This is a genomic window from Algoriphagus sp. (genome assembly GCF_046296635.1).
Taxonomy (GTDB): Bacteria; Bacteroidota; Bacteroidia; order Cytophagales; family Cyclobacteriaceae; genus Algoriphagus.
Genome location: NZ_JBKBKZ010000023.1, coordinates 77477 through 89164 on the forward strand (window position 1 = coordinate 77477; position 11688 = coordinate 89164).

At 40.7% G+C, this 11688-nt stretch carries 10 protein-coding genes; 2 read left to right on the plus strand and 8 right to left on the minus strand.

The window, feature by feature from the left end; genetic code table 11:
• Positions 1-64: 64 nt before the first annotated feature.
• Together ACK4HU_RS15855 and cysS are read right to left on the minus strand one after the other, a co-directional pair.
• Complete coding sequence (locus ACK4HU_RS15855; RefSeq protein ID WP_409808376.1) at positions 65-1045, minus strand: M28 family peptidase; 981 nt, start codon at positions 1043-1045, stop codon at positions 65-67.
• Positions 1035-2528, minus strand: coding sequence for a cysteine--tRNA ligase (gene cysS / locus ACK4HU_RS15860; RefSeq protein ID WP_409808378.1), 1494 nt, complete (start codon positions 2526-2528; stop codon positions 1035-1037). Before cysS ends, ACK4HU_RS15855 begins: the two co-directional genes overlap by 11 nt.
• Positions 2529-3118: 590 nt before the next feature.
• On the opposite strand from cysS, the gene lysM reads away from it, so the two are divergent.
• Entirely contained in the window at positions 3119-3580 is a 462-nt protein-coding gene (lysM, locus tag ACK4HU_RS15865; RefSeq protein ID WP_409808380.1) for a peptidoglycan-binding protein LysM, read from the plus strand.
• Positions 3581-3806: 226 nt separating this feature from the next.
• Here the strand turns inward: lysM and ACK4HU_RS15870 are convergent, their stop codons facing one another.
• From ACK4HU_RS15870 to ACK4HU_RS15895, 6 genes are all read right to left on the minus strand, one after another.
• Positions 3807-4025, minus strand: coding sequence for a hypothetical protein (locus tag ACK4HU_RS15870; RefSeq protein ID WP_409808382.1), 219 nt, complete (start codon positions 4023-4025; stop codon positions 3807-3809).
• Between the two features lie 410 nt (positions 4026-4435).
• Positions 4436-5962 carry a bifunctional phosphoribosylaminoimidazolecarboxamide formyltransferase/IMP cyclohydrolase gene (purH, locus tag ACK4HU_RS15875; protein ID WP_409808383.1) on the minus strand — a complete coding sequence of 509 codons (1527 nt, stop codon included), beginning with the start codon at positions 5960-5962 and terminating at the stop codon, positions 4436-4438.
• Positions 5963-6534: 572 nt separating this feature from the next.
• Positions 6535-7146, minus strand: coding sequence for a hypothetical protein (locus ACK4HU_RS15880; RefSeq protein ID WP_409808385.1), 612 nt, complete (start codon positions 7144-7146; stop codon positions 6535-6537).
• A 123-nt stretch (positions 7147-7269) separates the two neighbouring features.
• A complete protein-coding gene (locus ACK4HU_RS15885; protein ID WP_409808387.1) occupies positions 7270-8121 on the minus strand; it encodes a helix-turn-helix domain-containing protein in 852 nt (283 codons plus the stop codon).
• Positions 8122-8403: 282 nt separating this feature from the next.
• On the minus strand, positions 8404-8961 hold the full coding sequence (purN, locus tag ACK4HU_RS15890; protein ID WP_409808389.1) for a phosphoribosylglycinamide formyltransferase: 558 nt from the start codon (positions 8959-8961) through the stop codon (positions 8404-8406).
• Between the two features lie 531 nt (positions 8962-9492).
• Positions 9493-10692: a BamA/TamA family outer membrane protein gene (locus ACK4HU_RS15895; RefSeq protein ID WP_409808390.1), complete on the minus strand. Its 1200-nt coding sequence runs from the start codon at positions 10690-10692 to the stop codon at positions 9493-9495.
• 133 nt (positions 10693-10825) lie between these two features.
• Between ACK4HU_RS15895 and ACK4HU_RS15900 the strand changes: the two genes are divergently transcribed.
• Positions 10826-11518, plus strand: coding sequence for a fasciclin domain-containing protein (locus ACK4HU_RS15900; RefSeq protein WP_409808392.1), 693 nt, complete (start codon positions 10826-10828; stop codon positions 11516-11518).
• The last annotated feature ends 170 nt before the right edge of the window (positions 11519-11688 follow it).

Here is an 11688-nt window from a genome sequence, read left to right on the forward strand (position 1 = left end):
TTCCTAATCTGTAATCTGCAATCGTCTGCACTGGCACAAATTGCAAAAAACTTTATTAAAAATGCTATTCCTGATAAATTGTGAACAAAACTGTTTCTCCGACAGCCTTCAAAGATCGAGCATCAATCAAGTCCATATTGTCTTGATGGGTGTGGTGATAGTGTCCAAAACCATAATCAGGAGAGAATTCAACAATATTAATCATTGGAATTTTCCCCCATTCATTGACAAATGCATGGTCATCTAAAATTTCCGGAGCGTCTTTCTGGATAAAAAAGTCTGAATGCCCAAGCTTGGAGCCATTTCCCCAGACCTTAGCAAGTATCCCAGGCGCATATTGTCTGGAATAACCCTCACGATAGAATTTGGCGTTTTTAGCTCCCACCAAATCCACCAATATCCCGTAGTAGGCAGAGTAATTCGGGACGTGTTTGTTTTTGGACCAATACTGCGAACCGTGACACCACCAGTATTCTTGGGCTGTGTTTCTGGTTTGGCTTTTTTCGGGTTCGCCGTCATCTTCGCCGTCAAAGAAAATGATGTCAATCCCCACATCGAGTTTCAACTCCTGAGATGTAATAGTTCTTGCAATCTCCATCAAAACACCCACTCCGGAACCGCCGTCATTTGCTCCATCGATCGGTTCGTTGAGGCGCTCAGTATCTTTGTCCGCAATTCTTCTGGTGTCCCAATGAGCCGCCAGAAGAATTCTTTTGGTCGCTTCTGGATTGTAGGAAGCGATAATGTTACTTAGATTCCAAGTCAAACCGTCGTAGGTTTTTGCCTGAAAATCTTGAGTTTGGACGCTCCAGCCGTAGCTCTCAAATTTGGAAATCAACCATTTTTTAGTGTCAGCATGACCTTTTGTCCCCGGGACACGTGGACCAAAGTCCACCTGCTTTTGGACAAAGGCATAAGCTGAATCAGCGTTGAAAGTAGGGTAGGGCTTGGTTTCAACTTCTTTTACGCTTGTTTCGGTTGTTTTTTCACCAGAACAAGCCCAAGCAAAAACCAATAATCCAATCAGCCAAAATCTATTCTTCATATGCCCAGTCAATTTTATCTTTCATGTCCTTCACCACAAAACCCATTTCCTTCAGCCCAGCCCTGATTTCATCCACTTTCGCATAGTTTCGGGCTATTTTTGCTTCGGAGTAAAGCTTCAGCAATAAGTCCAACATGGAGTTTTGAACGTCGCCTTTTTCCTCGATCAACCCCAAGATATCCACTATGAAAGTCACAAAGGTGTCTTTCATTTTTGTAAACACTTCTTCTCCCAAAGTAGCTGAAGCAAGCTGTCCGGTGAAAATGGAGTTGATTTTTTTCAACAAATTGAATAAATGGCCAATCGCCTGCGCAGTATTGAAGTCATCATCCATCGCGCGATAAGCCGAAGTGATGCTTTGCTCTACTTGTTTGATTTGCTCTTGATCCAATTCAACCTCTGAATTCGGGATGAATTCAATCGATTTGGCGATCCGAAGTCCGTTGATGATCTTTTTATAACCCTTTTGCGCAGCCTTTAGAGCCTCATTGGAAAAGTCCAAAGTCGAACGATAATGAGCCGTTAAAATGAAATAACGAACTGTCATCGGGCTGTAAGCTTGCTCCAGAAGTTTATGATTTCCGGTGAAAAGCTCCTGCAGATTAATAAAATTCCCGAAAGACTTACCCATCTTCTGACCGTTGATGGTGATCATATTGTTATGAATCCAGTACTTGGCGGGATCGTGGTGATTGCTGGCATTTCCCTGTGCGATTTCGCATTCGTGATGCGGAAACATCAGGTCCATTCCTCCGCCGTGAATGTCAAATTGAGTCCCGAGATATTTCGAACTCATGGCAGTACACTCGAGGTGCCAACCCGGGAAACCCAGGCCCCAAGGAGATTCCCACTTCATCAGGTGCTCAGGAGAAGCGTTTTTCCAAAGGGCAAAATCAACCGTATTTCGCTTTTCTCCCTGCCCATCCAAATCTCTGCTTCCGCTCATCAATTCGTCCAGAACTCGCCCGGATAGCTTTCCATATTGGTAGCTTTCGTTGTATTTCAGCACATCGAAATAGACCGAACCATTAACTTTATAAGCCAATCCTTCATTCAAAATGGCTTCTACCAAAGCGATTTGCTCAGGAATATGACCCGTTGCACGAGGTTCTATGCTCGGTTTCCAAGTGTTGAGCAAAGCCATATCCCGATGATAAGTGTCAGTGTATTGCTGTGCCACTTCCATGGGCTCCAACTTTTCGAGCTTGGCTTTTTTGGCGATTTTGTCCTCGCCCTCGTCAGCATCTCCCTGCAAGTGTCCTACATCAGTAATATTTCGCACATATCTCACCCGATATCCAAGGTGAGTTAGGTAGCGATAGACTGTATCAAAAGTGATTGCTGGTCGTCCGTGGCCAAGATGAGCATCTCCGTAAACAGTCGGCCCGCAGACATACATTCCGACAAACGGAGGGCTGAGGGGTGCAAAATCTTCCTTCTGACGGGAGAGGGTGTTGTATAGCTTAAGTTGATGCGATTTCATGGAAAGATGCAAGAGGCAAGATTCAAGAAGCAAGAACCTGAAAATGTACTTTCGGATTCAGTCTGCAAAATAGGGGATTCGGGCCGGGAAATGAAAAGAAATCAATTTGCAGGGTAGGTTAACTTTTCCAAAGTTTAAAACTTTGAAAAAGTTTGGAAGAGGTTTATCCTGTGTCTTGCTTGGCTGAATTTAAAATATTGGACTTACTTATTGGGAAATCTTTTGAGTTTTAAACTTGATTATGATACAGATCGTGCCTGCCTGACCGGAAAGGCAGGCTTTCAGCACTCTAATAATTGACGCGAAATTTTTAAACCTAGCTTTGAATGCTAGGCTTTTACAGAGCGTGCCTGTGGCACTGATTCTTTAGTAATTATGGATTGATTTTACTATCCATTTTTAGGAACAGCGCTGAAGGTGCACTTTGTTTCAGCCCCAAATGCAATTTGGGGTTAAATAATTTTCACGGATTCAACAGAGCTCTGATGGAGCGATTTGTGATAAAAAAAATCATCAATTATTTCCTCTGTAAGTGAAAAAGGTAAGATGTTTGTGTCTCTAATCCTGAACAAAAAACAAACTAGAAACAAATGGGACTATTTTCATTTATCAAAACTGCTGGATCTAAAATATTCGGAAAAAAAGAGCTTGAGGCTCCAAAAGAAGAAGTTAAAAAACTTCAGGCATCCGCCTTATTGAATCATGTAAACAATTTAGGACTGTCCTATAAAACCTTGAATTTATCCCTAGTTGGGACTAAAGTGACCATTTCTGGGGAAGTTGAGCAACAGCAAGATGCTGAGAAAATTGTTTTGGCTGTCGGTAACGTAGACGGAGTGGAGTCAGTGGAAGATAATTTGACAGTGGTTACACCTCAGCCTCAGGCTCAATTTCACACGGTGGTGAGTGGAGATACCCTATCAAAAATCGCTCAGAATTTTTACGGCTCTGCTAATAAGTATCCGGTGATTTTTGAAGCAAACAAGCCCATGTTGACTCATCCGGACAAAATTTATCCTGGACAGGTATTGAGAATTCCGGCTGAAGGATAAATCGTATTGTGCATTAGTTATTTCGTTATGCTGCTTCTCCAGAAGCAGCATATAAGGAATCAAAATAATCGTTATTCTGCGTCTCCTGAAGCAAAATTAGAAAATCAAAAAGGCCCTGAATCCAAGAGATTTAGGGCCTTTTTTTAACCTATAATTTTTTAATTCCTCATGAGGAAAAGTCTTGTTTCGTTTAAAATACCTTTTAAAGTCTTTAGTTAAGATTACCTCATAGCTCATTAAAAAAATCCTTGGCTCGTTCTTTTTTGATTTTACCTTCCTGCATCTGTTTGATTTGTGAAAGGCTGGATTCTATTTCATTTAGGAATTTCACAAAATCTTCTTTTTCCACTAATTCAAATTCAATTCCTTCCTGGCAGAAAAATTCCGATATCGACTGGATTTGCTTTTTGTTTTTAGGATAGGCTTTAATTCTTATGGCTTCCATGATTTTCGTTTTTTCACCTTCAATATAAATGGTTTTTAGGAAAAATTTAACTTTCAGAGTTAAAAATTCAAGCAATAGAACTGGTTAGAATTGAAATAGTCTCCCGCAGACCTGACTGCCTTCTGGCAAGTTTGCCGCAGAAAAAGTCGCCGATTAATGCGGATTATTTAATTTCTATTTGAGGTTGGAATTTTTTGTCAAGTATTCGCCAAAAGCGCTGAAGGTGCGTCTTGTAATAGCCCCAAATGCAATTTAGGGTATAATTAATAGTAAGGGATAGGGAGCACTGAAGGTGCGATTAGTAAATCAGTCAGAATATATCGTAATAAATAAGACCTTCGAGGTTTTTTGAAACCTCAAAGGTCATTTAACTAGTCTTGATACTAAAATCTTACTACTTGATACTACAATTAGTGCTTGAAATGCCTCACTCCCGTCATCACCATTGACATCCCGTGAGCGTCGCAGAAAGCAATGCTATCCTGATCTTTGATGGATCCTCCAGGTTGGACGACCGCTGTGATTCCTGCTTCGTGCGCAATCTCCACGCAATCCGGAAATGGAAAGAAAGCATCCGATGCCATTACTGCACCTTTCAATTCAAAGCCAAATTCCTTGGCCTTGGTGATCGCTTGACGCAAAGCATCCACTCGGGAAGTTTGCCCCACACCGCTTGAAAAGAGTTGAGTGTCATTGCTCAAGATGATGGTGTTGGACTTAGTGTGCTTGCAGACCTTCGCTGCAAAAACTAAGGCATCCAATTCTTTTTCACTTGGAGCAACTTGCGTAACCACTTTGAAATCCGCTTTGCTTTCCGTTGCCAAATCTTTATCCTGCTCGATGATACCATTAAGCAAGGTTTTGATCATTTTGGTACCTGGCAATTCCATTTTTTGACGAAGAAGGATTCTGTTTTTTTTGCCTTTCAACAGATTTAATGCGTCTTCGGTGAATTGCGGAGCAATCAATACTTCAAAAAACAAGCTGTGCATCTCCTCAGCTGCGGCCAAATCCACCGTTTGATTGGTGACCAAAACTCCTCCGAATGCTGAGGTGGTATCCGCTTCGAATGCTTTCTTGTAAGCTTCTTGTACAGTCGGCGCTAAAGCTACACCGCAAGCATTGGTATGTTTGAGGATTGCAAAAGCAGTTTCTCCTTCGAATTCAGCGATCAGATTAACCGCTGCATCTACATCTACCAAATTATTGTAGGATAGTTCCTTGCCATTGAGCTGGTCAAAAAGCGCTTCCATGTCCCCATAGAAATGTGCAGCTTGATGAGGGTTTTCTCCGTAGCGAAGTGATTTGGCTTTTGTTTCGGATACTTTCAGAGCGGGGATGTTCTCCGCCTGATTGAAGTAATTGAAAATATGCGTGTCGTAATTGGATGATACTTGAAATGCCTGAGCGGCAAAGTATCTACGGTCTTCGATCGTTGTTCCCCCGTCTTGCTCGGAAAGCTTTGATTCTAGTTCTCCATACTGAGCTTTGGAAGCGATGATGATTACATCTTTGAAGTTCTTGGCAGCAGCACGGATCAATGAGATGCCACCGATGTCGATTTTTTCAATAATATCTGCCTCAGATGCTCCCGATGCCACAGTTTCCTCGAAAGGATATAAGTCTACAATTACTAAGTCAATGGCCGGAATACCATATTCAATCGCCTGACCAAGGTCACCGTCGTGGTCTCGACGCTGTAGGATTCCTCCGAAAATTTTTGGGTGTAAAGTTTTCACTCTTCCTCCAAAGATCGATGGATAGCTCGTCAGTTCCTCAACAGGAATGACAGTAGCACCTTGTTCTTCGATAAACTTTTGAGTTCCTCCTGTAGAGTAGATTTTTACCCCATGTTGCTTGAGAAGCGCAATGATGGGTTCAAGATTGTCCTTGTAATAAACTGAAAGTAGGGCAGATTGTGTTTTTTTGATGGCCATTGAGGAATGGATTTGGATAAAATCGATGGAAGTGGCAAAGGTAGGAAAAATGAGCAAGTAGGAAACCTTTGAGGTCTAAAGAACCTCGAAGGTTGAATGTAATTCATCATAGGCCACGGAGGGAAAAAGTTAAAGTTTTTTGTTTTTTGCCGCAAACCTGCCTGCCGACAGGCAGGGTTCACAAAGGAACGCAAAGGTTTTTCACCGCAAAGTCCACGGAGAAATTGGTTTTGAAAAGTTTAGATTTTAAAAGAACTTCATTGGGAAAGGAGATTCAGACCTTTTTCAAGGTCACAGAGAAAAGCAAAAGCTTTTTGTTTTTTGCCGCGATGTTCACAAAGGTTTTTCACCGGAGAGAGGGAGATGACTCGAAGATTTTTGGCCACATAGGAAAAACATAGGAGAACATAGCTTTCTATCTCTCAAAAGATTTATGCTAAGATGTTTATAAGGCTTAAAAATTATGATCTACCAATGTCGAATACCAAAATGGTAAATCATTGATCTTATGACTCCCGGTCTACCGGACAAGCAGGTGCCGGCAGAATTGAGAATCAACATTACTTTAAAAGTCAAAACTGGAAACCGATAAAAAACCAGATATTATTCACAAGTAGGTGTTTGTTTACTTTTGAATTTCCCAATTGAGTTTCTTCCAAAGGGGCAAAGTAATATCGAAATGGAACTGCAAGGTGGAAGTACAATCCTTTAATCTTAAAAATATCGGTCTCTCTGTAACTTGGGGAAAAACCTACTGTTGGAGATAAATTCGACACAGATTCGGCAAGAGTGGTATGTTCATAGTAATCATTGGCATAACCAACTGAAGCGCCGAAATAAATATTTTTCAATAATTGATAATCATAGAAAACTTCATAGCTCTTCATCAGGCCCCTAATATTTTCGCCATCCACATTTCGGGCAAAATTGCTAGAAAGATGCTTTTCCGAAAGTTTCACATTTTGGTAAACAAACCTAAGTTGATTGTCATTCTTGAACTTTAGCCCAAATTCCCCACTGAAGTTTTGGAAGTTATTGAAAGCCATTTCCCCAAGTTCATAGCCTAGGAATACGGTGGTTTTATTTGTGCCGATGGTTTCAGTAATAGGTAGTTTTTTTCCTTGGGAAAAGGCATTAAATGCATTCGTTATTAACCATGCGACAAGAAGTGCTTTTGTACTCATTATTCTTTTTTCAAAGTTGAATTATGAGCCGAAATTATTTTTGTAAACCCAGAGTTGCTATCGGTAAATAGGCTGAAAATGACGCTAAATAAAAATTTCATACAAAAGTATGAGGGCTCACTTTCAGGAGTTAAGCAATTGGGTCAGTTCAAAGCGGTTTTTTACACTGCATTTCCTGTAGATATTCCCTGCATGGGTCTTGACTGTAGGCAAGGAAATCGACAGTTGATCCGATATGGCCTTATAGGTGATTCCTTTAGAAAGCAAAGCTGCAATTTCCTCTTCTCGAACAGTCAGTCCATAATTCTCAAAGTGTTGCTTCTGGGGACCTAGCCCTTTATCGATTAGAGACAGTCGTTGCAAATCATCATAAATTTTACTGACAGCCAGTAAGGTGAATCCGATGTATAGCAAAAAGTCTATCGGGAGACTCGCATAATTTCCCTCAAAACCGAAATTAAATATCAGACTAGATGGCACCAAAACCAGAAAAGCAAACGAGAAAAATCTGTTTGCTCTTTCAAGATGAACATACCGTTTTAGGGGTTTGGTGAATCTGACTATTAGCATTGAAATCACGATTGAGCCTATTAAAAACGCCACTATTGAATATTCGACATAAGTGTCAAAACCATTCAATTGGTTGAGAAATACTGCAAAAATGAGAAGGGCAGCCACACAAAAGTGAATTTTCTTATAGATTTCCGGAATGGCATGAATCCGCTCCTTCAGCGTACTCAAGAAGGTAGTCACGGAGATCAAAACCATACATATCATTGTAGAAATTGTCGACGACGCACCATCATTGGATAAAGGTGACAGGCTGATCGATACGACCAACAGTAGAAGTGAAACCGTAAAAGCAATGGCTTCCAAAGATTCCATATTCCGCTTATAACATAGCACTTGCAGAAAAATAGCAATGGCTAAAGCGGTATAAGAAATGGTCAAAATCGAGAGTTCGAGTGCCTGCATATCGTCAATTGATGGAGAAAATTATTTAAGTTTCAAGTCAATTTCTACCAGAAAGGCGATATGATTGGTGGAAATTTTTTCAATATTTTAAATTGTTTTATTGTTTTTTGACTCTAAAGAGGTGTGGTGTTTAAGTGCTTTTGGAAAGTTCGATTTGTGATTTACGATTTTTAAGGAATTGGTTAGCGTTTCATTTATTTCCGGAAGGAAATCAAAGATTTAAATTGACCCAGAAATATCGAACGCCGAATGATGAGTGGTGAATAATGAAGTTATCGGGAATCAAATCAAACTGGCAATCACTTCCGCAAAATACCGATGCTCCAAAGCATGAACTTTTTTGGCGATGGTATCGGGGGTGTCGTCTTGATTGACTTCTGTTGCAGCCTGAAAAATAATTTTTCCCTCGTCATAGTGCTCATTGACCAAGTGGATCGTGATGCCGGTTTGGGTATCTCCTGCCGCTTTGACAGCTTCGTGGACATAACTTCCATACATGCCTTTCCCGCCATAATTAGGCAGCAAAGCTGGATGTATATTGACCATTCTCTCTGGAAAGGCTCGGATCAGTTCCACTGGGATTTTCAATAAAAAGCCAGCTAAAATCACCCAATCGATCTTTTCTTCCTTCAGTTTTTCTAACAAAATCCCGGCTTCCAGTTCTTTTCGGGAGAAGGTGAAAGTAGGAACTCCAAACTTTTTGGCCCGCTCAAGCACAAATGCATCAGCTTTATTGGAAGCGACAAGAGCTATTTGAGCTTTTGAGGAATCTGAAAAGAATTCCATGATTTTTTCGGCATTGGTACCGCTGCCTGAGGCAAGGATGGCGATTTTTGTCACTTTGATGTAAGAAATAAGATTTTAGATAGCAAGGTAGTCATGGATAAGCCACGGGTCAAAATTTAAGGAGGTTTTCAAAAAAGGCTCACAGATTCCACAGATTTTCACTGATAAAATTTAACACTGAAAATCTTTTAGAAATCTCAGGTATATTCTTGTCTCCTCCCTCTTGATACAAGATACTTACGATCCCAGTAATTCTGACTCTTTTATTAATTCAATCAAAAAGCTCACAGATGTTAGGGGGCTAGGAGGTTTGGAAGATTGGGAAGCAGGAAGTTGTAAGTGGTATGTAGTGAAAAGTTAGTGGTAAATAGGCCTTCGATTTGTTCCCGCAGATCTTCGCTGATTTTAATCGCTGATTTCCGCCGATTTGAAAATCGTTTTAACCAAACTGACACAGTTTATTGAACACTCTCCAGATAAAATTTAAAAGTGAAAATCTTTTAGAAATCTCAGGAATATTTTCGTCTCTTGGCTCTTGTCTCTCGTTTCTCCCCTCTCATTTCTTAATACTAAAATCTTGATACTTTAAAACGTCTCATTAATATTCAGATAAAACCCTGAATTGCCTTTTTGCCCAAAACCATAATCAGCCGCAATGGTAGTTCGGTTTTCCTTATTGATCATTATTCGAAAACCTACCCCGTAGCCAGGGTTGATTTTAGCAAAAAGTTTCTCGTTATCAATTTTGCTGCTGAAGCTTGCTGCATTAAGAAAGACGGTTCCTCCAAAGGTCTCCTTGTTTTGCTGAAGTGGAAATCTCCATTCTGCTTCTCCATAGACCATATTTTCTCCTCGAAACCTCCCTTGTGCATAGCCTCTACCCGATCTTCCAAACATATCCCAAGTGATCGAGGGAAGGCTCATATAAGGCACATCTCCAGAAACTACAAAGTTGCCAAAGCCCCACAAGGCGATCAAATTTCTTTTTCGCTGCTCATCTAAATTGATGTAATGTCTGTAATCCATCATCAGAAGCGATGAGTTTTGGTCCGAACCCAAAAATGTGGGATTGACTTTGTACTGAATCCAGGCAAAATTCTTTTCGTAGGGGGACACGGCTTTGTCTCGATTTTCCATCACACCATTGAATGAAATACCGGATAGGGTGTAGCGATCCAAATCAAATCCAAGGCGACTATTATATGCATCATGAGAATAGATGGGATTAAAATCCGGTGGGGCTTCGTTGTAATTTTCGATTTTGGAGTGGATGTCCAGGTGGTACCCTAGGCCTAGGTAAAACTTTGAATCACCAATTCGTTTTAAAATCGTTTCATAAAAACGAATCAGTCGAAAATCCATTCCTTGCTTTCCCCAAAGGACATTACCCTGAGATGGATTTAATTCCAGTTCATTCGGTGAATTGCTGCCCAGTCCATAGGTAAATTGAGAGGTGACAAAATACCTCCAGTCACCTATAAATATCAGTTTGTTGTTATTTGAGAAAATATTGCTTCGCGAACTGAAGATCCATTGTTTTTTGGTGGTGTAGAGGAAGTTACCCACGAAGTTGGAAATCTTAGTGGTAGTCGGGTCGCCCATATACCAAGTGGCAGATGGTGCTAGTCCGAAAAGCCAACCATTTGCGGGGTTGGACCCAATGGCAGGAAGTGGCACTATTTTCAACTGATTAATTTTATTTGGTCGATACGTGATAGTATCGGATTGGGCGGAAATTTCTAGCGTAACTGCCAAAAAGAGCCCTAGAAGTAAGCCTGCTTTCATTATATAAGATGGTGGTTTAGGTGCTGAGGTAATAACAATCTAATCTAAGCTTTAGCAATGAATTCAATTAGGATTTAATCCCAATTCAGTAAAAAATAATTGCATTTTTTAGGGTTTGAGCAACCTCATATCAATGTGCCAAACAAGCTTCTCTCTTAATTGCCGTACTCATCCAATAGTCTTATATCCCATAGAGTGGATTGTTGGGCAAACAATAAAAAAATTTAAACATTTATTCATCTCGTCTGTTTTCTATCAAACTTCCCAACAAACAAACGAAATGAAAAAATTAAAATTCTTATCTCTAGCTGTCGCTTCATTCGCTACAGTTATTGCAGTTAGCTGCAGCGCTCCTAAAGAGGAAACCGCTGAAGAAACAATGGTAGTAGAAGAAGTTGCTGCTCCAGTTGAAGCCCCAAAGACAGTTGTTGACATTGCTGTAGGTTCACCTGACCACACGACACTTGTTGCTGCGGTAACTGCTGCAGGTTTGGTTGAAACTTTAAGCGGTCCAGGTCCATTCACAATCTTCGCCCCAACTAACGCTGCTTTCGCCGCACTTCCAGCTGGAACAGTTGAGAATCTAGTTAAGCCAGAGAGCAAAGAACAATTAACTTCAATCTTGACCTATCACGTAGTAGCTGGGAATGTATTTGCAGCTGACTTATCTGATGGCCAAAAAGTAATCACATTAAACGGTCAAGAACTCACAGTATCTATTGCAAACGGTGTAGTGAAAATTAACGGGGCCACTGTAACTGCAGCTGATCTAACTGGCAGCAACGGTGTAATTCACGTGGTTGACGGCGTTATTCTGCCAAAATAAAATTTGGATTAGGTTGAGTGGAAAAAGGTCGGTTCTTAGAATCGGCCTTTTTTTATGTCATTTTTTTCTGAAGGGGATTCCTTGAAAATTATCAATCTGTATATCCGCTTCTTTGCCAGTAAATCAAAATGGCCTCGACCTCGCTCGGCCTCCGGATTCTGGTTGTTTAG